The sequence below is a fragment of the Streptomyces kebangsaanensis genome, assembly GCF_001906585.1.
Taxonomy (GTDB): domain Bacteria; phylum Actinomycetota; class Actinomycetes; order Streptomycetales; family Streptomycetaceae; genus Streptomyces; species Streptomyces kebangsaanensis.
Genome location: NZ_JUJA01000163.1, coordinates 5,487 through 27,353, shown reverse-complemented (window position 1 = coordinate 27,353; position 21,867 = coordinate 5,487). Strand labels below are relative to the sequence as shown.

The 21,867-nt window shown below is 71.4% G+C and carries 23 protein-coding genes and 1 pseudogene; 9 read left to right on the top strand and 15 right to left on the bottom strand.

Annotated elements, in window-relative coordinates; translation table 11 throughout:
• The 5 genes from RH94_RS31820 to RH94_RS31800 form a co-directional block, all read left to right on the top strand.
• A partial coding sequence (locus RH94_RS31820) for a class II aldolase/adducin family protein (protein WP_234426170.1) occupies window positions 1–816 on the top strand: 816 nt, incomplete at its 5' end.
• Between the two features lie 92 nt (window positions 817–908).
• Window positions 909–1,841 carry a 3-hydroxyacyl-CoA dehydrogenase NAD-binding domain-containing protein gene (locus tag RH94_RS31815; protein ID WP_073951810.1) on the top strand — a complete coding sequence of 311 codons (933 nt, stop codon included), beginning with the start codon at window positions 909–911 and terminating at the stop codon, window positions 1,839–1,841.
• A gap of 35 nt (window positions 1,842–1,876) precedes the next feature.
• A complete protein-coding gene (locus tag RH94_RS31810; RefSeq protein WP_073951994.1) occupies window positions 1,877–2,692 on the top strand; it encodes an alpha/beta fold hydrolase in 816 nt (271 codons plus the stop codon).
• A 60-nt stretch (window positions 2,693–2,752) separates the two neighbouring features.
• On the top strand, window positions 2,753–3,211 hold the full coding sequence (locus RH94_RS31805) for a YbhB/YbcL family Raf kinase inhibitor-like protein (RefSeq protein ID WP_073951809.1): 459 nt from the start codon (window positions 2,753–2,755) through the stop codon (window positions 3,209–3,211).
• 72 nt (window positions 3,212–3,283) lie between these two features.
• The gene (locus tag RH94_RS31800; RefSeq protein WP_234426169.1) at window positions 3,284–4,057 is read left to right on the top strand and encodes an IclR family transcriptional regulator; all 774 of its coding nucleotides are present in this window, start codon (window positions 3,284–3,286) and stop codon (window positions 4,055–4,057) included.
• Window positions 4,058–4,078: 21 nt separating this feature from the next.
• On the opposite strand, the gene RH94_RS31795 is transcribed toward RH94_RS31800, so the two are convergent.
• From RH94_RS31795 to RH94_RS31780, 4 genes are all read right to left on the bottom strand, one after another.
• A complete protein-coding gene (locus tag RH94_RS31795) occupies window positions 4,079–4,768 on the bottom strand; it encodes a TetR/AcrR family transcriptional regulator (RefSeq protein WP_107428881.1) in 690 nt (229 codons plus the stop codon).
• Between the two features lie 55 nt (window positions 4,769–4,823).
• Window positions 4,824–6,743: a hypothetical protein gene (locus RH94_RS31790; protein ID WP_073951806.1), complete on the bottom strand. Its 1,920-nt coding sequence runs from the start codon at window positions 6,741–6,743 to the stop codon at window positions 4,824–4,826.
• Between the two features lie 49 nt (window positions 6,744–6,792).
• Window positions 6,793–7,293 carry a tetratricopeptide repeat protein gene (locus RH94_RS31785; RefSeq protein ID WP_199881108.1) on the bottom strand — a complete coding sequence of 167 codons (501 nt, stop codon included), beginning with the start codon at window positions 7,291–7,293 and terminating at the stop codon, window positions 6,793–6,795.
• A 190-nt stretch (window positions 7,294–7,483) separates the two neighbouring features.
• Window positions 7,484–8,680 (bottom strand): RNA-guided endonuclease InsQ/TnpB family protein, encoded by a 1,197-nt coding sequence (locus RH94_RS31780; protein WP_073951804.1) that lies wholly within the window; start codon window positions 8,678–8,680, stop codon window positions 7,484–7,486.
• A gap of 144 nt (window positions 8,681–8,824) precedes the next feature.
• On the opposite strand from RH94_RS31780, the gene RH94_RS31775 reads away from it, so the two are divergent.
• Window positions 8,825–9,229, top strand: coding sequence for a hypothetical protein (locus tag RH94_RS31775; protein ID WP_107428880.1), 405 nt, complete (start codon window positions 8,825–8,827; stop codon window positions 9,227–9,229).
• Window positions 9,230–9,318: 89 nt separating this feature from the next.
• Here RH94_RS31775 and RH94_RS31770 read toward each other — a convergent pair whose 3' ends face one another.
• The 5 genes from RH94_RS31770 to RH94_RS31750 all read right to left on the bottom strand — a co-directional run bounded on the left by RH94_RS31770 (window position 9,319) and on the right by RH94_RS31750 (window position 14,313).
• Window positions 9,319–10,905, bottom strand: a complete 1,587-nt coding sequence (locus tag RH94_RS31770) for a DUF1996 domain-containing protein (protein WP_073951801.1) — start codon at window positions 10,903–10,905, stop codon at window positions 9,319–9,321.
• A gap of 186 nt (window positions 10,906–11,091) precedes the next feature.
• Window positions 11,092–12,093, bottom strand: a complete 1,002-nt coding sequence (locus RH94_RS31765; RefSeq protein WP_199881107.1) for an NAD-dependent epimerase/dehydratase family protein — start codon at window positions 12,091–12,093, stop codon at window positions 11,092–11,094.
• A 60-nt stretch (window positions 12,094–12,153) separates the two neighbouring features.
• The gene (locus RH94_RS31760) at window positions 12,154–12,729 is read right to left on the bottom strand and encodes a winged helix-turn-helix domain-containing protein (protein ID WP_073951799.1); all 576 of its coding nucleotides are present in this window, start codon (window positions 12,727–12,729) and stop codon (window positions 12,154–12,156) included.
• 398 nt (window positions 12,730–13,127) lie between these two features.
• Window positions 13,128–13,829, bottom strand: coding sequence for an RlpA-like double-psi beta-barrel domain-containing protein (locus RH94_RS31755; RefSeq protein WP_073951798.1), 702 nt, complete (start codon window positions 13,827–13,829; stop codon window positions 13,128–13,130).
• Window positions 13,830–13,950: 121 nt separating this feature from the next.
• On the bottom strand, window positions 13,951–14,313 hold the full coding sequence (locus tag RH94_RS31750) for an ArsC/Spx/MgsR family protein (protein WP_073951796.1): 363 nt from the start codon (window positions 14,311–14,313) through the stop codon (window positions 13,951–13,953).
• Between the two features lie 94 nt (window positions 14,314–14,407).
• Between RH94_RS31750 and RH94_RS31745 the strand changes: the two genes are divergently transcribed.
• Together RH94_RS31745 and RH94_RS31740 are read left to right on the top strand one after the other, a co-directional pair.
• Complete coding sequence (locus RH94_RS31745) at window positions 14,408–15,286, top strand: polysaccharide deacetylase family protein (RefSeq protein ID WP_073951795.1); 879 nt, start codon at window positions 14,408–14,410, stop codon at window positions 15,284–15,286.
• A 219-nt stretch (window positions 15,287–15,505) separates the two neighbouring features.
• Window positions 15,506–15,820, top strand: a complete 315-nt coding sequence (locus RH94_RS31740; RefSeq protein WP_073951794.1) for a hypothetical protein — start codon at window positions 15,506–15,508, stop codon at window positions 15,818–15,820.
• A 45-nt stretch (window positions 15,821–15,865) separates the two neighbouring features.
• Here the strand turns inward: RH94_RS31740 and RH94_RS31735 are convergent, their stop codons facing one another.
• From RH94_RS31735 to RH94_RS31715, 5 genes are all read right to left on the bottom strand, one after another.
• A complete protein-coding gene (locus RH94_RS31735) occupies window positions 15,866–17,050 on the bottom strand; it encodes a winged helix DNA-binding domain-containing protein (RefSeq protein ID WP_073951793.1) in 1,185 nt (394 codons plus the stop codon).
• Between the two features lie 77 nt (window positions 17,051–17,127).
• Window positions 17,128–18,774, bottom strand: coding sequence for an alpha/beta fold hydrolase (locus RH94_RS31730; RefSeq protein WP_073951792.1), 1,647 nt, complete (start codon window positions 18,772–18,774; stop codon window positions 17,128–17,130).
• Window positions 18,775–18,813: 39 nt separating this feature from the next.
• Complete coding sequence (gene pspAB, locus RH94_RS31725) at window positions 18,814–19,398, bottom strand: PspA-associated protein PspAB (RefSeq protein WP_073951791.1); 585 nt, start codon at window positions 19,396–19,398, stop codon at window positions 18,814–18,816.
• A gap of 2 nt (window positions 19,399–19,400) precedes the next feature.
• Window positions 19,401–20,324, bottom strand: a complete 924-nt coding sequence (htpX, locus tag RH94_RS31720; protein WP_073951790.1) for a zinc metalloprotease HtpX — start codon at window positions 20,322–20,324, stop codon at window positions 19,401–19,403.
• Between the two features lie 144 nt (window positions 20,325–20,468).
• Window positions 20,469–20,735: an SCO2583/SCO2584 N-terminal domain-containing protein gene (locus RH94_RS31715; RefSeq protein WP_073951789.1), complete on the bottom strand. Its 267-nt coding sequence runs from the start codon at window positions 20,733–20,735 to the stop codon at window positions 20,469–20,471.
• 212 nt (window positions 20,736–20,947) lie between these two features.
• On the opposite strand from RH94_RS31715, the gene RH94_RS31710 reads away from it, so the two are divergent.
• Entirely contained in the window at window positions 20,948–21,205 is a 258-nt protein-coding gene (locus RH94_RS31710; protein WP_073951788.1) for a hypothetical protein, read from the top strand.
• Window positions 21,206–21,290: 85 nt separating this feature from the next.
• On the opposite strand, the pseudogene RH94_RS45115 reads toward RH94_RS31710, so the two are convergent.
• Window positions 21,291–21,867, bottom strand: a pseudogene (locus RH94_RS45115) (glutamine synthetase); the annotation flags it as partial.

Genomic DNA, 21,867 nt, shown 5'->3' with positions numbered 1-21,867 from the left:
GTGGTGTGCTGTCCGGGCGCCCGCCGCGGCGGGCGCCCGGACAGCACACCACCACTGATCGTGAAAGGGTTCCACGTGTCGGACAGCGACAGCCTGTACCACCAGGACGACTCGATCGAGAACGTCCTCCACCACCTCGCCCGGGCCCACCGGATCCTGGAGCTCGAAGGCCACGGCGACATGTCGATGGGCCACCTGTCCTACCGCGACCCCTTCGGGCGCGGCATCTGGCTCAAGCGCGGCAACCTGGCGCTGCGCGAGGTCACCACGGCGGACTTCATCCTCATCGACTTCGACGGCAACGTCCTGGAGGGGCAGGGGCTGCGCCACCTGGAGTGGCCGCTGCACACCGAGATCATGCTCGCCCGCCCCGACGTCAACGTGGTCGGGCACTCGCACCCCCACTACGCGACCGTCTTCGGCGCCACCAGGGCCGAGCTGGGCCCGTACAACAACCACGGCGTGTGGTTCGCCGACCACGGGGTCCCCCGCTTCGACTCCACCAGCCACATCATCACCACGCAGGAGCTCGGCAAGGAACTCGCCCAAACCCTCGGATCCGCCTACGCGGTCCTGCAGGCCAACCACGGTGCCTCGTTCGTCGGCGCCGACGTCAAGGACGCGCTGCTGTCCGGGATCTTCCTGGAGAAGGCGGCGAAGTTCCAGCTCGACCTGGCCTCCTCCGGCCTCGAACACGACCGGCCGGACCCCGACGAGACCGTCGAGAAGAACCGCAGGATCTACCCCGAGCGGGCCCGGCAGAACTACTGGATGTACTTCAACCGCACGCTCGACGCCCACGAGGGCCGCGCCTGACACCCCCCCGCGCTCTTCACGGGTGGCGGCGCGTCACCGCCGCGAGCGCGCCGCCACCGCAAGCAGACCACTGAGAGGAAGAAGGAACACTCATGAGCATTCCCAAGGTCGCCACCGTCATCGGCGCGGGGAGCATGGGACCGGGCATCGCCGCGCTGCTCGCACGCCACGGCTCCCAGGTCCGCCTCAACGACATCAGCGAGGAGGTCCTCGCCCGGGCGGAGAAGGTGGCCGCGGGCGCGAGCGCGACGCTCGACGAGCTGGACGCCCCGACGGTGCCCGGCGGCTCGGTCACCTTCGAACTCGACCAGGCCAAGGCGCTCGACGGCACCGAGCTGGTGATCGAGGCGATCCCGGAGAGGATCGAGCTGAAGAAGACCCTGCTGGAGCAGGTCGAGGCGGTCGTCGGCGACGACGTCATCATCGCCACCAACACCTCCGGCATCCCGATCTCGGACATGGCCGAGGAGATGGCCCGCCCCGAGCGGCTGATCGGCATGCACTGGTCCAACCCGCCCCACCTGATCCCCATGATCGAGGTGATCAAGGGCGAGCACACCACCGACGCGGTGCAGGACAGGCTCATCGGCATCGTCAAGGCCTTCGGCTACGAGGCGGTCGTCGAGAAGGAGGTGCCCGGGTTCGTCGAGAACCGGGTACTGTACGCGATCCTGCGCGAGTGCCTGTCCCTCGTCGAACAGGGCGTGGTCTCCCAGCGGGACCTGGACACCTGCATCAAGTGGGGCATCGGCTACAAGCTCGCCGTCATCGGGCCGATGCGCCTGCTGGACATGGCCGGGCTCGACATCTACGAGTCGGTGGCGGGCTACCTCAACCACGACCTGTCGAACGAGTCCGGTGTCTCCACCCGGATCACCGAGCTGACCGGCCGGAAGAAGCTGGGCATGAAGACCGGAGAGGGCATGTACACCTACGGCGAGGGCGAGGTGGACGCCAAGCGGGCCGACATCATCCGCGGCCTCGTCGCCACGCGCAAAGTGCTGTCCGAGATCAAGCCGGTCTGACCGGCATGACCACCGGCGCCCAGGAGGAGGCGAGCATGCTGAACGGCCTTCGGCACATCCGCGCGGGAGAGGTCGAACTGTGCCTGCGCGACCGCGGAGCAGGGCGGGCAGTCGTCCTGCTCCACGGCACCACGGCGAACCTCGGGGTGTGGGACGCGGTCGTGGACCGGCTCGGCGACGGCGTCAGGACCGTCGCCGTCGACCAGCGCGGTCACGGCCGCAGTTCCAAGCCCGCCTCCGGCTACGGCGCGGCCGAGTACTGCGGTGACGTCACGGCGCTGATCGAGGCGCTGGGATGCGGCCCGGTGATCCTGGCCGGCCACTCGCTGGGAGCCCGCAACTCCGTGGTCGTCGGCGCGCAGCGGCCGGACCTGGTCGCGGGCGTCGTGGCGGTGGACTACACCCCGTTCGTCGAACCCGAAGTCCTGGACGAACTGGAGACCCGGGTGCGCGGCGGGGACTGCACCTTCGCCTCGGCCGGCGAGATCGAGGAGTACCTGCGGGCCCGCTACCCCCTCATGCCCGCCGACGCCGTACGGCGCCGGGTCGCCTACGGGTACGTCCGGGAGGGGGAGGCCCACCGGCCGCTGGCCGACCCCGGGGCCATGGTGGGCACCGTCGAGGGCCTCAGGACGGACTTCGACGGTGCCGCCCGGGACATCGGGGTGCCGGTCACCCTGGTCCGCGGCGAGCACAGCGGGATCGTGTCGGAGCGGGCGTTCGCGGCCACCGCCGACCTGCGCCCGGACTTCCGCGCCGTCACCGTCCCGGGCGCCGACCACTACGTGCCCGAGGAAGCCCCGGACATCGTGTCCGACGAGATCGTTCGAATGCTCGAGCAGGTCGGCTGAGCACGCGACCGAGCGTGCGCCACCGACCGTCCGTTCCCACCAGTTGTGAAGTTGAGGACCATGCCACTGAACATCAAGGACCTTGCGATCAAGGCCCGTGACTTCGACACAGGAGAGCGCATCCCGGACCGGTACGCCGCCGACCACGGCAACGTGGTGCCGGAGCTGGAGATCAGCGGGGTGCCCGAGGGCACGGTCGAACTCGCGCTGATCGTGAACGACCCCGACGCCCCGCTGCCCAACGGCTTCACCCACTGGGTCGTCTACGGCATCGACCCCGCCGCCAAGACCGTCGGAGGCCAGGCGCGGGGCACCTGGCGCGAGGGCCCCAACGGGATCGGGCAGAAGGCCTACACAGGTCCTCAACCCCCCGCGGGACACGGCACCCACCACTACTATTTCTGGCTGTACGCGCTTGACACCTCCGTCTCCGGAGAACCCACACGGGAGGAGTTCCTGGCCGCGTACGGGGACAACGTCATCGAGCAGAACAGGACAGTCGGCACCTTCTCCGCCTGACGCAGCGGGCCGGTCCGCGGACCCGGGCCGGCCCGCCACCCTGCTGACATCCAGAACATGAGGAAGCGAAGCGTGAAAGGCACATCGGAGTCCCGAGGCCGAACCCCGGGCGTGGACAGCGCCAGACGAGTCCTCAAGATCCTCCTGCTGTTCTCCGAGGAGCGGCCGGGGCTGAACGTGGAGGAGATCGCCAGGGAGGTCGACATCTCCCTTCCCTCCGCCTACCGCTTCCTGTCCCTGCTGCGGGAGATGGACCTCGTCGAGGACAACGGAGACGGCACCTACGTCCTCTCGCCGAGGATCCTCCTGCTGGCCCGAAGCGCGGAGAAGGGCCTGCAGGTCGCCAAGACCCTGCGCCCGCTGGTCGAGCGGCTCACGCAGGCCACCGGCGAAGCGGCACTGGTGATCCGGCGGGTCGGCGACCACGCCACCTGCGTAGAGATGAGCCAGACCGACAACCCCATCCGGCTGTCCTTCACCCCCGGCCAGATCATGAGCCTGTACCGCGGGGCGGGGCCGAAGGTCCTCCTCGCGGCCATGGGCGAGTGCTGGGCGCAACGCTATTTCGAGCGGCTCCACCCGTCCCCGCCGCAGCCGGAACGGGAGGCGGTCCTGGCGGAGATCGCCGCCATCACCGCGCAGGGCTGGTCGAAGAGCTCGGCCGAAGTCGACGAAGGCGTATGGGCCGTGGCGGCACCGATCACGATCGCGGACACGGTGGTGGCCGCCTTGTCGGTGGCCGGACCGCAGTTCCGCATCGACGAGCGGCGTGCTGACCACATCCTCGAAGAGGTGCTGTCGAGCGCTGCCGAGGCATCGCAGATCCTGACCACCCGGGCCGGCTGATCCGCAAGCACGTCCGCGGCACTAGGAAGCGAGGTTCACGAGCCGGGCGATCAGGTCACCGAAGGGGCCGTCGCCCGGCTCGTCCTTGAAGGCGCGGCGCAGCAGGGTGCCCATCTCCTCGTCGTGGGCGGCGCTGACGGCCGCGAGCGCGCCGAAGTCGTGCACGAGCTGCTTCTCCAGCTCGGCGCGCGGGATGCGCCGGCCGTCCAGCCAGATCAGCGCCGTCGACTCGGCGAGCGAGATCCACGAGCGGACGACCAGTTCCAGGCGCGCGGGCGGGTCCTCGACCCGCAGGTGCGACAGGATCTGGTCGTACGCGGCCTGCCGTACGGAGTCGATGAGCGCGTTGGTCGTCGAGGAGCCGACAGCCGGGCCGCCGCGCATCAGGGCCGAGAAACCGGGACCGTGATCGTCCACGAAGTCGAAGAAGCGGCGCATCACCCGCAGCAGCCGCGCCCCCAGCGGGCCCTCGTGCGGCTCCGCGAACCGGCCCGCCAGATCCTCCGAGGCACGCTTCAACGCGGCTTCGTACAGGCTGAGTTTGCCGGGGAAGTAGTGGTAGACCAGCGGGCGGGAGATGCCCGCCGCGGACGCTATCTCGTCGATGGAGACATCGTCGGGAGAGCGGCGGCTGAACAGTTCGAGGGCGACGCCGATCAACTGCTGCCGTCGCTCCTCGACTCCCATTCTGCGGCGAACCCCGGTAGTCATACGAACACCTTACCGATCGAATCCGGCCGCGAACGGACCGGACCGATCGCGGTGTTCACCTCTGGCGCAGTACGCCGATGGGCGTGCCGTCGTCCAGTGTCCCGGTGAGGTCCGCACTGGCGCCCTGCCGGATCCGTACGGCGAGCAGGTGGCTCTCGGAGGTCGCGCGGACGCCGCCCGTCACGCTGATCGACGCGGTGTCCTCGGTGCCGGCCGCGAGCAGGTACCAGGTGCCGGCCTCCGACTTCCACAGCACCCCGGCCAGCACGTGCGGATCGCGGGCGCCGCACGCGGACACGTCCTCGGCCCTGGCCACGGCCGTGCCGTACTTCCCGCCGGGGGTGCGGAACTGGGCCAGCACCCGGGGGCCGGTGCCGCGCCAGGTCTCGGCGCGGGTGCACACCCATTCGGCCGTGCCGCTGTCGTCGGGCAGCGGCTGCCCGGCGTACTGCCAGGCGTTGACCGACCGTACGCCCTGTGCGCGCACGGCGCCCAGCGAGCAGGCGAACGGCGCCCAGGCGCGGCGCCCCGACTCGTCCGCCGCCTCCTGGGGGTCGGCGGGGCTGCCGGTGGTGAGGCGGGCGGGGACCAGTTCCCCCAGGTCGCTCAGCAGGTGCGTACCGGAGTCGTCGGTCAGCTGCAGCGCGTTCCACGAGGTGCAGGGGCCGGTCTTCCGGGCCGGGCCGGCCAGCGGCCGGGCGACGCCGTCCTTCAGACCGAGGTCGGTGGCCTCGGAGTCGGGCCTGAGCAGGTCCCGCCCGGCCGCCCCGGTCACCCAGGGCGCCGTCAGATAGCGGACGTTGCCGTCGGAGCGGCCGAGCACCACCGCGGCGGCCTCCGCGCCGGTGGCGCCGTCGACACGGGCGAAGTCCAGGGCGACCTGGGCCGTGGAGCCCTTCGGCTCGGCGTAGCGGGCGATGCGCAGACCGTCGTAGAAGATCACCACGCGCGCGTTGTCGACGTCGCCGGCGTAGAGCAGTTGGGGTGGTCCGGCGGGGCCGCCGGAGGGGGTGCCGGGCGTCACGGAGACCCGGACGGACTCGCCGGGGCGGGCCCAGACGGCGAGTGCGCGGCGCAGCAGGGCCGTGTCGCCGGTGCGGCTGCCGCGCGCCGGCCACACGGAGAAGCCCAGGCGCGCGGAGGCCCGCCAGGCGGTGGGGGAGACCTTCGTCAGCCTGGCCGGGTCGAGCGCGGCCTCGGCGGAGGGGTTCTTCGCGTACACCGGGGCGGCGGCACCGTCGGGACCCCAGCCGCCGTGGGGCAGGGCGACGAGGGTGCCGCACACGGCGAGGGCCGCGGCACCGGCGAGCGCGGCCCTGCTGTGCTGCCTGCGCCGCATCAGGTCGGTGGGGCGGACCTGCAGCGAGCAGGGGTCGAACTCGGGGGACTCCAGCAGCGCGTAGTGGCCGGGCACGCGGTCGGCCTGGCGCAGCGCGGCACCGGGGTCGGTCACGCCCGCGGCCGTCAGCAGTTCGTGCACGACGGGGTCCGGGAGCCGTTCCAGGCCGCGCAGCACATAGGCGGCGCGGGCCGGTCCGGACAGGGACGCCAGCCGCTGGTCCAGGGCGAGTTCGTCGGCGCCGCCCGAGCGCGGGAACAGCCGCAGGCCCCACACCGTGGGCAGCAGCGGCGGCAGCTGGGCGCGTTTGGGCCACACCGTACGCCTCAGCGGCCGGCCCGCCTCCAGCGCCGTACGCAGCACCTGGAGCCGTACGAAGGCGTACCCCGGGTCGGTCTCGCGGCCGCCCGGGTGGACCGGGACCCCGGACGCCGACCGCCCGCGCGGCAGCGTCCGCTGCACGAGTGCGTGCGCGCTCAGCACCCGCCGCTGCCGTCCGAGCCCCGGCGGCAGCACCAGGTACGCGAGCCGGACCAGCCGTGGGTAGTGCTCGACGAGCGCGGCCTCGGCCCGCTCGACGTCGACGACCGGTCCGGAGGAGGACGAGTGACGCGGGGCGACATCCTGTGACTGCACGCCCAGCCAAACGAGCCGGCCGCCCGTTGGTCACCGTCGCCTTGTGGATTCAGTCCTCCGGCTCGACCAGCAGTCGGGCGTAGTTCGCCATCGACCGCTGGTACCGGGGCAGGTGGGGCGCGAGGGCGCCGAGGACGAGGGACAGTCCCTCGCGGTCGCGGCCGAGACCGGACAGGCACAGGGCCAGACACGCCCGGACCGCGTCGTCCAACTCGTCCGGTGGCGCGTCCAGTTCGGGCGTGAGCAGCTTGACGCCCTCCTCCGGTTCCCCGATGTTCCGCAGCGAGCTGGCCAGCTGGATCTTCGCCCGGCGGCCCCGGTAGCCGCCCAGCCCGAGGGCCAGCGCCTCCCGGTACAGCGGCACGGCCCGGTCCGAGCGGCCGGTGGAGTCCCAGGCGCAGGCCCGCTCGAACGGGCCGAGCGGGCTGCCGTCCGGCAGCTCGGCGACAAGGGCGTCGATCACCGCCCGGAACGCGGGGGCCTCGTCCTCGGAGCAGTCGTCGAAGCGGGCCCAGGCGGCGGCCACACGGTCTTCCCAGTCCTGGTTCACCGGCTCACTTTCGCACGCGCGTGCCGTCGCGGGCCACCGGATTGAGCATGGTGCGCTTCTGGGCCGTATATAGGGTGGGCTCCTGCCTGGGGGCTCTACGGCCTGCTTGTGACATGCCGCCAGGAACGACAGTGCCGGAAGGCGACCGGAGGAACAGTTGACTTCTCCCCTTCCCGAAGGAAAGGGATTCTCACGGCTCGCGCTGTGAGGTTTTCTGCTTTGTTGCCGACTGCCCGCCCGGAGTTCTCCGTTGAGGTCTTACACCGGCTCCACAGACCGACACCGCCAGCCCGGCGGCCAGGAGGTTCTTCGCCGCGTTCTCGTCCCGGTCATGGGTCGTTCCGCAGGCGCACGTCCAGGTGCGAACGCTGAGCGGCATCTCCGGCTGGAGGATGCCGCAGTGGGAGCAGAGCTTGGAGGAGGGGAACCACCGGTCGACGGCGATCACGTCCCGCCCGTACCAGGCGGCCTTGTACTCCAGAAGGCTCCGGAACTGAGACCACGCCGCGTCACTGATGGCGCGGGCCAGGCTCCGGTTCCTGACCATGTTGCGCACGGTCAGGTCCTCGATCACGAGCGTTTGGTTTTCACGCACGAGCCGAGTGGTGAGTTTGTGCAGGTGGTCACGCCTGCGGTCGGTGATCCGGGCGTGGATCCGGGCGACCTTGCGGCGTGCCTTGGCCCGGTTGGCGCCCTCACCCTGGGCCTTGCGGGACAGCTCCCGCTGAGCCCGGGCGAGGCGGGCGCGGTCCTTGCGTTCGTGCCGGGGGTTGGCGATCTTCTCGCCCGTCGAGAGGGTCAGCAGGTGGTCCAGGCCCATGTCGATCCCGACCGCCGTGTTCGTGGCCGGAAGCGGCCGCACGCTCGGGTCCTCGCACAGCATCGACACGAACCAGCGCCCGGCGCTGTCCTGCGAGACGGTCACTGTCGACGGCACCGCACCCTCGGGCAGCGGCCGGGACCAGACGATGTCCAGCGGCTGGTCCATCTTCGCCAGGGTCAGCTCCCCGTCCCGGTACCGGAACGCCGAGGTGGTGTACTCAGCGGACTTTCGCGACTTCTTGCGCGACTTGAAGCGCGGGTACCTGGCCCGCTTGCCGAAGAAGCCGGCGAACGCCGCCTGCAGGTGCCGCAGCGCCTGCTGGAGCGGGACGGAGGACACCTCGTTGAGATACGCCAGTTCCTCGGTCTTCTTCCACTCCGTCAGCATCGCCGACGTCTGGTTGTAGTTGACCCGCTCCTGCCGCGCCCACGCCTCGGTGCGGGCGGCGAGCGCCAGGTTGTAGACCTTGCGCACGCATCCGAACGTGCGCGACAGCTCGGCTGCCTGCGCATCGGTCGGATAGAAGCGGTACTTGAACGCCCGCTTCACTTGACTGCCCGCCATGTCTCACAAAGCATCACGTCAACTTGTGGGCTGCGGATGGCGGACGGCGATCCGCCCTGGTGGCGCATCGCTTTTTCCTGCCCTGCTCCGCAGGGCTTTGTTCCCTCCCCACCTGAAGGTGGGGGTATTCACAAAGGAATCTCGATGAAGGTGACTCGACCGATACTTGCGGTGGCCGGGGCCGCGGCGGTGCTGGCGCTGGCGGGGTGCGGCTCCGGGAGCGGCGGGGAGGCGAAGGTGCCGCCGACGGCGACCGGCAGCCTGGAGAGCCTGGCCGCCGAGGTGGAGTGCGAGCCGGACATGCAGACCGACGCCGACACGATCCGGCAGGCGATCTGCACCAACGCCACCGGCAAGTTCGTCCTCGCGACCTTCTCCACCGACCGCGGCCAGCGCGAGTGGATGAACGACGCCAAGGACTACGGCGGTTTCTACCTCGTCGGCCGCAAGTGGGTCGCCGTCGGCGACAACAGCGTGGTGACCGCGCTGCGCGGCACCCTCGGCGGCGACGTGGAGGTCGGCACCGACCACAGCGCCCACGGCGGCTGAGCCCCGCACGCGGGGCGCGCACACGGCGAAGGCCGGCGGCGGGAGATCCCGCCGCCGGCCTTCTTCAGTAGGTCACCGGTCCGGTCGTGTCACCGGCAGTTCCGGCCCGAGTTGACGCAGTTGGCGATCTTGTTCGCCAGGCCGTTCTGCGTGATGTTGATGAAGTCGTCGTGGTCGGTGTGCGCCTTGTGGAGCTGCTCCGGGAAGCCGTCCACCGCGTAGGCGTTCGTCACCACGCCGTTCTCGATGGTCGGCCGCGGCACGTCGTAGACCAGACGCATCGTCAGCTGCGGGATCCGCTTGAAGCCGTTCTTGCAGTTGCCGTTGGCGTCGGCGAAGTCGATGTGCGTACGGTGGTTGGCGCTGTCGATGTTCTGCCCGTCCCAGCAGCTCTGGAAGGCGAACGTACGGACCATCTTGCTGCCCTGCGGACAGATCGGGTACTGCTCCGTCAGCTGGACCTTGTTCTCGAAGCCGGTGCAGCTCCAGTGCGCGTTGGCGTTCGCCAGACCGTTGGTCGTGGTCTTGGCGTCACCGGTGATGATGCGCAGGAACTGCGGCATCGCGACGACCTTGCCGGTCGGGCTGCCGACGTACTTGATCTGGGCCTGGAGCGGCTTCAGGATCCGGCCGACGTTGCCCTCCTTGCCACCGCCGTCCGCGTTCTGGTCGAAGGCCTGCGAACCGTCCTGGACGCGGACCACCGGCCAGTAGTACGACGACAGGTCGTCCTTGTTCTGGCAGCTGGTGCCGCCCTGCAGGAACGTGTCGTTGCTGGCGAACGCGTCGATCTTCTGGTTGCCGACGTAGTCGTGCAGGTGGTGCGCGCCGTTCTTCACGCCGGGCGCCACGATCACGTTGTCGGTGTTGTGGTTCCCGTTGGCGTTCACACCGCAGACCGTGGTGAACGTACCGGTCGAGGCGTTGCGCTTCTTGCGCGGCTTCGGCGGGACGTTGGGCTGGACCGTGGTGATGTCCACGAAGTCCGCCGCGACCGGGCCGTTGCCGGCCTGACCGCCGATGCCCCCCTGGCCGTTGTCGCCCTGCTGGCCACCGTTGTCCTGGCCACCGTTGTCCTGACCGCCGTTGTCCTGGCCGCCGTTGTTGTCGCCCTGCTGGCCGCCGTCGTTCTGGCCGTCCTGGCCGTTCTGGCCGTCCTGACCGTCCTGGCCGTCCTGGCCGCCGCCCACGGTCGTCTGGTCCGCGGGGGTGCCGGTGCAGTTGGTGAGATTGTCCAGGTCGCCGGGGGCGTTGCCACCCGCCCGGTTGATCTCCAGCTTGATCCGGTCGATGATCACCTTCCGCCGGTCCTTCAGCGGGCCCAGAATGGAGTTCTGGACGAAACTCGCGTCCCTGGCCTGGGCGTCCCGTGTGGTCGCCAGGCGCTGGTAGGCCTCGGTGATCTGGCGGTCGAGCGTGGCGAGTTCGCCATCGACCTCCCCGCGGGCCTGCTGCGGCACGTCGGTGAGTCTCTGGCCGATGTCCGGGCACGAGATCGTCGCGACCTGTGCGCTCGCGGCCTTCGTCTGGCTGCCCCACGCGTTGTTCTTCGACTCGTGCGCGGAAGCGTTGTAGTTCGCCCAGACCAGCCCGCCCCCACCGAGCGCTAGGGCCGCCGTCCCGGCTACGACCTTGGCGGCCAGCGGCATACGGCGTTTTCGTGTGTTGCGTCCCATGGAACTCCTCTGACTTCCTTGCGGGGCAGCATCGAGGCGCCCGACAGGAGTGAAGCGGCTCCCTTCCATACGGACGCGGTCCCAGGAGTGTTCAACCGACTCACGAATTGATGCGGGATTCTTTGACCGAACACGTTTCAACTGCCGTTTTTACACAGCTAGTTGCTCTGACCTCACCTGCAGTGGTCAGTGGCCGGCCGCTCCGAGCACCCTCGCCTCCAGCGCCGGATCGAGTCCCTTGAACGACCGGTCCGGGCGCTGCGGGGCCATGCCGCCGATGTCCTGCAGCCACGTCCAGGTGTCGGACACGGTCTCGCCGACCGGCCGGCACACCAGCCCCGCCTCCAGCGCTCGCGAGACGTCCGCGCGGTGCAGGGCGTCGTACATCTCGCCGCCCGGCGGCACCCACACCGGCAGCTGGACCCACGGATCGATCCCGGCACCGAGGACGGCCTCCGGGTCGGTCCAGTGCAGCCGTGCGTCCGTGCCGGTGGCGCGGACGCACGCCTCGAGGAACTCGCCCATCGTCGTGTGCCCGGGCGGGCTCACCAGGTTGTACGGACCGCCGAGCCCTCGCTCCACCGCTCCGAGGATCCACTCGGCGAGGTCGCGCACGTCGATGTACTGCAGAGGCAGCTCGCGCGGGCCGGGCGCCAGGACCGGGCCGCCGCGGGCGATCCGGGTCAGCCACCAGGGCAGCCGGCCGACGTTCTCGTACGGGCCGAGGATCAGCCCGGCCCGCACCAGCAGGGAGCGGTCCGCGCCGAAGGCATCGACGGCGGCCAGTTCGCCGCCCCGTTTGTCCCGCGCGTACTCGGTCTGCTCGGCGTCGGCCGAGGCGTCCTCGACCAGCGACGCCTCCTCGGTGAGCCTGCCCGCCGGGGGGTAGGCGTAGACGGAGCGGCTCGACACGTACACGTACCGTCCGGCGCGCCCCCGCAGCAGCCGCGCCGCCTCCCGGACCGCGCGGGGCGCGGCCGACCAGGTGTCGACGACCGCGTCCCACGTGCCGTCCGTGAGCGCCGCGAGCCCGTCGGGCGCGGTGCGGTCGCCGCGCAGGGACCGCGTCCCGGGGACGGGCGCGTTCCGCCCCCGGTTGAAAACCGTCACGTCCCAGCCGCGCCCGGCCGCCGTCTCGGCCACGGCCCGCCCGACGAACTCCGTACCACCCAGCACCAGAAGTCTCATACGGGTGACTGTGCCCGCCGGAGCCGGGGGAGGGAACAGTGATCTGCTGTCGGCAGAGGATCAACTCCCGGCCGGCGGAACGTACTTGTAGCCCACGCGGCGTACCGTCCGGATCGCCGTGCGGTGCTCGGCGCCCAGCTTGCGGCGCAGGCGGGCGATGTGGACGTCGACGGTGCGGCCGTCGCCCACGTGGCCGTAGCCCCAGACCGTGGTGACCAGGTGGTCACGGGTGTGGACGCGGTGCGGGTGCGCGACGAGGTGTGCCAGCAGCTCGAACTCCAGGTAGGTGAGGTCGAGTTCGCGCCCGGCCACCTCGGCGGTGCGCCGTGCGGTGTCGATGCGGACGGGCGGGTCGCCGCCCCCGTCGGCGGCCTCACCGGCCTCCGGCCGCTCGGGCACCGTCACCGGCGGGAACGGGGACTGCTGGTCCGCGGGCACCAGCACCAGATAGCCGACCATCGGCGGCCTGCCCGGCAGCGTGGGCAGGGCGTGCCGCGGAGCCGGCAGCCAGGTGGAGCCCGGCGGCAGCAGGTCCGCGACGTCCGGGGTCGTGTCCCGCTCCACGCCGCGCAGCCGGTGCGGGGCGGGGGAGAGGGAGGGGGAGGAGGCGGGGGTCAGAGAACGGGTGGTCGCCATGAGACGTCAGCTCTTTCGCGCGAGAGGTTCGCCGGAGAATCGACGGCCGCGAGTTCGTGAGCGGGCGCGCCGAGGGACGTACGTCGTTCCGCGCGGGCCGGAGGCCGGAATGTACGGCTCTACAGGGCCGGCGCGCTCCGCGTGCGGCAACACACCCGGTCGAAGTCGTGGTGCTGACGTGAAGGCCAGAAGGGCTCGAGGTCATGGCGACCCGTCGCGATGCGCTTCTGAAGGCCGGTCATGCCCTCATTGAAGCAGACCCCGCGCCCCGGCAGGAGCCCCCTTCCGCTGCTTGGACGCTTTCCCGGCTTCCCGGCACAAGCCCGGGCCACCGGGCCGGCGGTCCCCCCGTACGGTCGCCGGTCCGATGGCCTGTCTGGACGCTGCCGGGGTGAGCGTCACCCCACCTTTTCGATCAGCGCGCGGCGGATCAGGAACTTGCCGGGCTCGCGGACCTCCTCGAAGGCCGTGTTGTTGAGCAGGACGCAGCTGCCGGAGACGGAGGTGACCTTCACCGTGGTGGACTTGTTGTTGTCCAGGTTGGTGACCTTCAGCGTCGTACCCGCCGGGAACTGGTTGCTGGACGCCGCCGGCGCACCGCCCTCGCCGGAGAGCGTGACGGTGGAGCCCTGGCACACCTGCTGGCCGGACGCCGCGGCGCCACCGCCCGCGTTCCCCGCGTCGCCGGCCTGCTCGCCCGCCTGACCGCCGGCCTGTTCACCAGCCTGCTGGCCGTTCTGCTGGCCGTCCTGCGCCTGCTGCCCGGCCTGGGAGTCCTGAGCCGACTCCCCCACCGTGCAGCCGGACGCGGCCTGCTTGCGCTTGATCTCCTCGATGACCGCCTCGCGGTTGGCGATCCGCGCCTCGGACAGCGCGTCCGGGTTGGCCCGCTGGTCATCGATGAACTTCTGGTTGTTGCCGAGGGCGGTGGAGAGCCCCTGACAGACCGTCGAGTCCCCGGCGGACAGGGTGCGCGCGCTGTCCGGCTGTGAGGCGTTGGACGTGGCCGCCATGGCGAAGGCCCCGCCTCCCGCCACCGCCGCGGCGCTGACCAGCAGTGCGATCTTCTTCTTCGTGCTGAGAGTTCTCCTGCGCGACATGCGCGCCTCCTCCAAGAGGTAGGGGAGCGTACGCCGCTATGTACGGGATGCCGAACGAGGTTACTCAGCGGTCGCGGGAGCCGGTCGACGTAACCTGCGTCACATTCGGATGGGCAAGGGCCTACTTCCGCCCCAGCGCCTCCCGCACCGCCTCCTCCGTCCGCGCCACCACCGCCGTGCCGTCGTCGGCCGTGATGATCGGCCGCTGGATCAGCCGGGGATGCCCGGCCAGTGCCGCGATCCAGCGGTCACGCGCGTCGGCGTCCCGCGGCCACTCCCTCACCCCGAGCTCCTTCGCGGCGGCCTCCTGCGTCCGGGTGATGTCCCACGGCTCCAGCCCGAGCCGTTCGAGCACCTCCCGGATCTCCTCCTCGGTCGGCACGTCCTCCAGATAGCGGCGGACGGTGTAGTCGGCGCCCTCGGCGTCGAGCAGGCTGATCGCGCCGCGGCACTTGGAACAGGCCGGATTGATCCAGATCTCCATGCGCCCACGGTAGCCATCGAAAGCCCCTCCCGCCCGACTGCGTAACGTTCCTGTGGACCAAGGACGGCACGGCAGTCACAGGGAGACCGGCACGGTGAAGCGGCACAACAGGCGGAAGTTCCACGGATCGCTGGCGGGCGGGGTCGCGCTGGCCCTGGCAGTCGGTGGCTGTGCCGGGGGCGGGAGCGCGGGCGAGGACGGGGGCGGCCGGGTCGGCTCCGTCCCCACCACGCAGCGAGCCGCCCCCACAGGCACTCCCACCGCCACGCCGGACGTCGGCGCCAACTGGCACAGGTGGGGCCTGAAACCGCTGCCCGCACCCCCCGGGCCCCCGGCCGACAGGCCCGTCAAGCTCTCCGCCACCGGCGCCGTCCCGGTCATCTCGCGCATACCGACCTCGCAGAAGGTCGTCTTCATCACCGTCGACGACGGAGCGGAGAAGGACCCGGAGTTCATAGCGATGATGCGGGACCTGCGGATACCGATCACCATGTTCCTGACCGACGACGCCATCAAATCGGACTACACGTACTTCAAGCACCTGCAGGCGCTGGGCAACCACATCCAGAACCACACGCTGCACCACCCCGCCATGAACACCGTCCCCCTGACCCGCCAGAGGGAAGAGGTGTGCGGCAACCAGAAGGTCCTCACCGAGCAGTACGGCACCGCACCCCTGCTGTTCCGCCCGCCCTACGGCGCGTACAACGCCGACACCAGGACCGCGGTGGGGGAGTGCGGGCCCCGCGCGATCGTCTGGTGGCGGGAATCCATGCAGATCACCAACATGCAGTACCAGGCGGCGGACAGGAAACTGCGCCCCGGCGACATCATCCTCGCCCACTTCCGCGGACCCGAGGAGCTCAAGGGCACCACGATGACGGAGATGTTCGCCAACCTGCTCAAGCGCATACAGGAACAAGGGTTCACCGTGGCGCGCCTGGAGGACTACGTCCAGCCGCCGGCCGCATGAGGCCCCCGTCCGTCGAGCGGACGGGGTTGTTCGAATTTCTGCAGCCTCGCGGGCATCTTGCGGAACTGCTGTGACAGGACGCCAATTGATCGGCTCACCTGCGCATTTACGGGTTCCGCGAACCCCCTGGATGTCAGTGCCGGGCAGTAGACTGGAAGCAGTGTTCGAGAGTGCCGCCGGGTCCTTCCACGGCGCTCCCCACGCGACAGGAGGATGCCTGTGCCCGCTGCCGCACTGAAGCCGAAGCCGCTGCCGACCCAGTCCACCGCGAAGCGTCCCGTCCTGCTCGACCTGCCCTACGAGCCCGTGCAGAAGCGGCCGTTGCCGGCGGGGCGTCCGCGCGAGTGGTACGTCACCCACAACCGCCGCCTGAAGGCGATGCGCCTCGCCATCGCCCTGCTCGACTCGGGCGTCTACCTGCCGAACCAGGCCCGCGACGAGACCATCCGCAGCGCCGCGGAACTCATCGGCGTCCACCCGCCGTCGGACACGACGTGCCACATGGTGCGGGCGCTGATGCGGTACTCGCGCTGAGCCGGGACCGCCGGGCGCCCCGCGGGGTGCCCGGCGAGTCCTGCGCTATGCCGCCAGCTCCTTCTCCAGCGGCGTCCGGAAGCGCGGTGTGACCCTCGTCGGGCCCAGTAGGCCCCGCAGGCCCTCCGCCTGCCGGGCGATCGCCGCGTCCGCCTCCGCGCCCGCCCCCTCCCGGTCCAGGATCCGCCAGACGATCTCGCCGTCGGGGCGCTGGGCCCAGGCGCCGACCACCCGGCCGTTCCACCACACCGTCGGCCCCACGTTGCCGCTGCGGTCGAACAAGGAGGGCCACAGCTCCGGCGGCAGGTACCAGTCCCGCTGCTGCCAGCCCATCGCCGTGGGGTCGAGGGCCGGCAGCAGCGCCGCCCACGGCTCGGCCGGCCCGGCCACCGGGTCGACGTCGTCCTCGGCGACGTACGCCGTGCCCTCGTCGACCCTCACCTCCCGCGCCCCCGCCGCGGCCAGCGCCCGCCGTACGTCCGTCACCCGCCACCCCGTCCACCACTTCAGGTCGGCCTCGGTCGCCGGGCCGCAGGACGCCAGCCAGCGGCGCAGCAGACCGGTCTGGGCGGCGGCGACCTCCAGTCCGGGATGCTCGGGGGCGAGGGCCCAGCGGAACTGCGAGGACGTCCAGGACCCGAGCGGCCGGCCCCGCACCACCTTGCCCTCCACGCCCAGCAGGCGCAGCAGCCGGGACGAGACCGTGTGCACGCCCTCGTAGCTCTTCCCGGCCGCGTACACGAACTGCTCCCGCAACCGGGGTTCGTCCTGGGCGAGTTCGGCCGCCGTGGCCTGTCCGCGGCGGGCCAGCGCGGCCAGCGTCGACTCCTCGACCTCCTTCAGCCACGTCGCGTCCGGCGCACCGGCCTTGGCCATGTCCTTGATCAGCGCGGCCCGCGCCCTGGCGGCGACGGCGAGACCGGTCGAGGCGTGCACCACGGCGGTCAGCCCGGCGGGGAAGACGAACACGGTGTGCCGCATGCCGTGCATGCGCACCAGCGTGCGGTCCTCGTACAGCGCGCGCTCCGTGGCCGGCACCGTCCCGCCCGGCTCCGCCAGCCGGGCGCCCACCCCCAGGTACACGGTCGCCGGATCCGTCCCGTGCAACGCCACCAGCGACTGGGCGACCTCCTCCGGCGTCGCCGCCCCCGCCCCGCCGGCCAGCCGGTGCCGCCACGCCAGCCTCGCCCGTCGCTCCGCCACCCCGACGTACCGCGGCTTCCCACCCATCGGACCTCCACCCGTAGTCGTCCTGACTGCATCCTCCCCGACACCACCGACATCCGGCCCCCGCCACCGGGTCCATGTCAGCCGTGGCGCTCCAGCAGCCCGCGCACGTACGCCTCCAGCCGGTCGCCCAGCACCTCCTCGGTGAGGTCGGTCCGCCCCAGCTCGCGCCAGGGACCGGCGAGCTTGGCCGCGTCGGGGGCGTAGGACAGGGCGTCGAGCAGCCGCCAGTACAGGTGGTCGGGGCCGTCGGCGAGCGGCCGCCCGCCGTGGGCCTCGTAGCGGTCCCGGAAACGCAGGCCGTGCCCGGGGCCGTGCAGCAGCGCGAGCGCCGTCGAGCAGTGGGCCACGTCCAGGTCGGCGGGGCCCCAGGAGGTCTCCACCCAGTCGACGACGCCGCTGATCCGCAGATCGTCACCCGCACCGGTGAACAGCACGTTCCCGGGGTGGAAGTCACGGTGCAGGAAGCAGCCCTCGTACGACGGGGGCTCTCGGCGGAGCACGTCCACCGCGCGTTCCCACAGCGCCCCCGGCCGGGCGCGCACCCGCTCCGGTGACGTCCACGCCTGGTACCGCCGCGGGCGCTCGTCCGGCACGACACCGTGGATCCGCACGAGCTGTGCCGCCAGCAGGTCCGTACGCGCCGCCAGGTCCTCCTCGTCGACCCGTACCCGGCCCGGGAGCACGGACATCAGCAGGGAGGGGTGGTCGCAGTGCTCGGCCGTGGCGTCGACGGCGACCGGCGCGGGCACCGGGATGCCGTCCCGGCCGGCCAGCAGCGCCAGGACGGCGGCCTCACGGGTGAGCAGTCCGGGCGCGTGGCGCCGGAAGAAGGGCTTCACGAAGGTCCGCAGCACCAGGCCGGTGCCGTCGTCGAGCGTGAGCGCGCGCATCTGCGAGCTCCAGCCGCCCCGCAGCAGGGCGGTGCCGCGTACGGTGCGGCCCTGCGGCAGCTGCTTGGCCACCCATGCCCTCGTCGCCGTCCAGCCGCCCTCGCCCAGCCCCGTCAGCACCGCGTCCACGAAGCCCCGCCGGTCGTCCGGGCGGTCGTGGAACCACAGCCCCAGCGCGTGTCCGGCGTCGGGGAGTTCCAGGCGGGTGAACTGGGCGCGGGCGCTCAGCGCCTCCTGGACGGCCTCGGTGACGGCGGGCGGGATGACGGCGTCCGTGCCGGGCACCGCGAGCACCGCCCGGCCCTCGTAGGCGCGCAGCACGTCGAGCGCGGGGGCCGTACGCCAGCTGCCGGGGCGGCGGATGATCTCGCTGAACCGCCCGTCGCCCGTGCCGAACGGCACGTCCCACGCCTCACCGGCGTAGACGGCCGGCGCGCACAGGCCCAGCGCCACGACCCGCTCCCCGTAGTGCCGAGCCAGGTCGGCCACGGTCTGGCCGCTCATGCTGAATCCGACCAGGACCAGCGGGCTGCCCGCGGGCAGCCGTTCGTCGATCACGGTGACCGCCTGCTCGAACCGCCGGCGCAGGCTCAGCTCCCGCAGCGCGCCGGTGCTGTCGCCGTGCCCCGAGAAGTCGAACGCGACACCGCGGCAGCCGCGGGCGGTGAACTCGGCGAGCAGCGGCAGCAGCCGCTCCTTGCCGCTGGTGCCCGCGCCGTGCAGCAGGACGACGCCGGGCCGGTCGCGGGCGCCGTCATCGCCGCCGCCGTCGCCGTACACTCCGCTGAGCCGTTCGCCGTCATGGTCGTGACCGAAGGAGGAGAGTTCACTCATCCGGTCATTCACTCACAGCGCCCGCACGGATCGCTGGGATTACAGGCCGGGGGCGCCCCACACCGGGAACCAGCGGCTCAGGTCCTGTTCGACGCGCAGGTCGTTCGCCAGGAGGGCCTTCATCTGGAGTTCGAGCGCGTTGTCGCGGCGCTGGGCCTGGCCGGGGAGCGGGGCGAAGGGGTAGAAGGCTCCTCGCTTGTACAGGTACACCAGCGCCAGGCGGCGGCCGGTGTCGTCGTGGAAGCCGACCAGGGAGCACAGCAGCTGGGGGCCGAAGCCGTTGACCTCCATCGCGCTGTTCACGGCGTGCAGGTCGTTGACCAGGTCCGGCAGCTGGTCCGGGGTGCGGCGGGAGACCAGCCAGGAGTAGCCGTAGGAGTCCTGGGAGAGTTCCACGGGCGGGCCGGAGCGGCCGGCGTCGGCGTCCAGGAGGGCCTGGACCTCGCGGTGGGCCTGCTCGAAGGCCGCGCCCTCGACCGTGGCGAAGCACACTGCGCCCTGCCCGGTCGGGGTGAAGCCGGCCGCCGCCTGCAGCGTGATGGCCGCCGACGGCAGTGCGAACAGCTGGTCCAGGTCGGGCAGGGCGGGTTTCGAACGGCCGAGCAGGATGTCCAGGAGTCCCATCCTCAGCCCGCCTTCCCCGGCGCCGCGGCCTCACCCAGCTCGGCGGAGATCCGGCCCAGCTGCTCCAGCCGCTGCTCCAGGCTCGGGTGGGTGGAGAAGAGCCGGGCGACACCGGGGTCGGAGCCCAGCGCCGGAGTGAAGTAGAAGGCGTTGAAGGCCTGTGCGGTGCGCAGGTCCTCGGACGGGATCCTCGCGATGTCGCCCGTGACCTTGGTCAGCGCGGACGCCAGTGCCGAGGGCCGTCCGGTCAGCAGCGCCGCCGCCCGGTCCGCGGCCAGCTCCCGGTACCTGGACAGGGCCCGGATGAGGAGGAAGCTGATCGCGTACACCGCCGCCGAGACGCCCATCACCATGGCGAACACGGCCAGGGTGTTCTGGTCCTTGCGGCCCCGCCCGCCGAAGAGCTCCGAGTAGAAGGCGAACCGTACGACCAGTCCCGCGATCACGCCGAGGAAGGAGGCGACCGTGATCACGGCGACGTCCTTGTGCGCCACGTGGGACAGCTCGTGCGCGAGCACGCCCTCCAGCTCCGAGGTCTCCAGGCGCCGGAGCAGCCCGGTCGTCACGCACACCACCGCGTTGTCCGGGTTCCGTCCCGTCGCGAACGCGTTCGGCATGTCCATGTTGGACACGGCGACCACCGGCTTGGGCATGTCCGCGATGGCGCACAGCCGGTCGACCACCGCGTGCAGCTCGGGATACTCCTCCCGCTCCACCACCCGGCCGTGCATCGCGTACAGCGCGATCCGGTCGGAGAACCAGTACTGGGCGGCGAGGGCGGCCGCCGCGACCACCACGACCAGCACCCAGGACTTCAGCAGCACGATCAGCGCGGCCACGAACGCCACGTACAGCAGTCCGAGCAGGAACAGCGTGATCCCCATGCGCACGGTCAGCCGTCGGTCGCTCCGGAAGCGGCTCTGCATCTTGCATCACCCCGCACAGTCAGGCACTCGGCACAGTCAGGCACTCGTCCCGCCATCCAGTGTGCACCTGCGGATGCCCATGCAGTGGTCCCGTGCGGACCCAGGAGCGGCAAAGGCCCCGGCCCCGTGCGGCCTCGGCGCCCCTCAGCGCCAGGCGTGCGTCCGGGCGTAGCCGAGGAGCACGATCACCGCGGCGACGCAGCCGAGCACCACGACGGTGGACATCCACGACGAGCGGCGCGGTGCGACCGGGTCCGGGCCTGCGCGGAACGGGACCGGGCCCGGCGGGTCGTCCTTCCAGCGGGCGGCGAGCATACGGGCCCGGGCGGAGGGCTCCTTGTGCTCGGCGGCGTTCGCCCACCGGTGATCGAACTCGCGCTCCCAGTCGTCCTGCCCGGACGTCCCCGTCATCCCCGTTCACCTTTCGAGGCCGCGTGCCGCCGACTCCCGCCCTCCGTCTCCGAGATGCCGCGCGAACGGCACACGTCTAGCCTTTTTTGGTGAAGGCCGCGCTCAGCAGGCGGCAACACCTACGACCGCGTCGCCGTACCTTTCCCGCTGCGGCCGCGGCCATCCGGCCTGTGCGCGAACGCCGTACGGGAGGGTGGAAAGGAAGGTATTCCATGAAAGCACAACGTGCGAGGCGTCTCTTCGCGATGTCCGCAGCCGGTGTTCTGCTGGCCGGTGGCGCCGCCATCGGTGCGGCGGGCACGGCCTCGGCAGCGACCCCGGCCCATGTCTCCACCAGTGTCGGTCATGGCGGCGGCTGCTACTACGGCGGCTGGTGGTCCGGCTACTGCGGCGGCTTCGGCCGTGGAGGCTTCCTCCCCTACGGCTACGGCTACGGCTACAACAGCCCGGTCGTGATCGTAGTCCGCTGAACGCGGTACGGCCGAGGGCCGCCACCCGTGCGTCACGGGTGGCGGCCCTCGGCCCTGCGCATCCCGGCTGCCCGGGTGCCGCGCTCTAGACGTCGAAGTACAGCTCGAACTCGTGCGGGTGCGGACGCAGCTGCAGCGGGGCGATCTCGGTCGTGCGCTTGAGGTCGACCCACGTCTCGATCAGGTCGGGCGTGAACACATCGCCCTGGAGCAGGAACTCGTGGTCCTCCTCCAGAGCCCGGAGGACGGCCTCCAGCGAGGTCGGGACCTGGGCGACGTTGGCGTGCTCCTCGGGCGCCAGCTCGTACAGGTCCTTGTCGATCGGCTCGGCCGGCTCGATCTTGTTCTTGATGCCGTCCAGACCGGCCAGCAGCAGCGACGCGAAGGCCAGGTACGGGTTGCCGGAGGCGTCCGGGGCGCGGAACTCCACGCGCTTGGCCTTCGGGTTGGAGCCGGTGATCGGGATGCGCATCGCGGCGGAGCGGTTGCGCTGCGAGTACACCAGGTTCACCGGGGCCTCGAAGCCCGGCACCAGGCGGTGGTACGAGTTCACCGTCGGGTTGGTGAAGGCCAGCAGCGCCGGGGCGTGCTTGAGGATGCCGCCGATGTAGTAGCGGGCGGTGTCCGACAGGCCCGCGTAGCCGGCCTCGTCGTAGAACAGC

Coding starts and splice junctions, on each gene's coding strand:
- RH94_RS31815 (WP_073951810.1), top strand. CDS start 909: ATGAGCATTCCCAAGGTCGCCACCGTCATCGGCGCGGGGAGCATGGGA.
- RH94_RS31810 (WP_073951994.1), top strand. CDS start 1,877: ATGCTGAACGGCCTTCGGCACATCCGCGCGGGAGAGGTCGAACTGTGC.
- RH94_RS31805 (WP_073951809.1), top strand. CDS start 2,753: ATGCCACTGAACATCAAGGACCTTGCGATCAAGGCCCGTGACTTCGAC.
- RH94_RS31795 (WP_107428881.1), bottom strand. CDS start 4,768: ATGACTACCGGGGTTCGCCGCAGAATGGGAGTCGAGGAGCGACGGCAG.
- RH94_RS31780 (WP_073951804.1), bottom strand. CDS start 8,680: ATGGCGGGCAGTCAAGTGAAGCGGGCGTTCAAGTACCGCTTCTATCCG.
- RH94_RS31775 (WP_107428880.1), top strand. CDS start 8,825: ATGAAGGTGACTCGACCGATACTTGCGGTGGCCGGGGCCGCGGCGGTG.
- RH94_RS31770 (WP_073951801.1), bottom strand. CDS start 10,905: ATGGGACGCAACACACGAAAACGCCGTATGCCGCTGGCCGCCAAGGTC.
- RH94_RS31765 (WP_199881107.1), bottom strand. CDS start 12,093: ATGAGACTTCTGGTGCTGGGTGGTACGGAGTTCGTCGGGCGGGCCGTG.
- RH94_RS31760 (WP_073951799.1), bottom strand. CDS start 12,729: ATGGCGACCACCCGTTCTCTGACCCCCGCCTCCTCCCCCTCCCTCTCC.
- RH94_RS31755 (WP_073951798.1), bottom strand. CDS start 13,829: ATGTCGCGCAGGAGAACTCTCAGCACGAAGAAGAAGATCGCACTGCTG.
- RH94_RS31750 (WP_073951796.1), bottom strand. CDS start 14,313: ATGGAGATCTGGATCAATCCGGCCTGTTCCAAGTGCCGCGGCGCGATC.
- RH94_RS31735 (WP_073951793.1), bottom strand. CDS start 17,050: ATGGGTGGGAAGCCGCGGTACGTCGGGGTGGCGGAGCGACGGGCGAGG.
- RH94_RS31730 (WP_073951792.1), bottom strand. CDS start 18,774: ATGAGTGAACTCTCCTCCTTCGGTCACGACCATGACGGCGAACGGCTC.
- pspAB (WP_073951791.1), bottom strand. CDS start 19,398: ATGGGACTCCTGGACATCCTGCTCGGCCGTTCGAAACCCGCCCTGCCC.
- htpX (WP_073951790.1), bottom strand. CDS start 20,324: ATGCAGAGCCGCTTCCGGAGCGACCGACGGCTGACCGTGCGCATGGGG.
- RH94_RS31715 (WP_073951789.1), bottom strand. CDS start 20,735: ATGACGGGGACGTCCGGGCAGGACGACTGGGAGCGCGAGTTCGATCAC.
- RH94_RS31710 (WP_073951788.1), top strand. CDS start 20,948: ATGAAAGCACAACGTGCGAGGCGTCTCTTCGCGATGTCCGCAGCCGGT.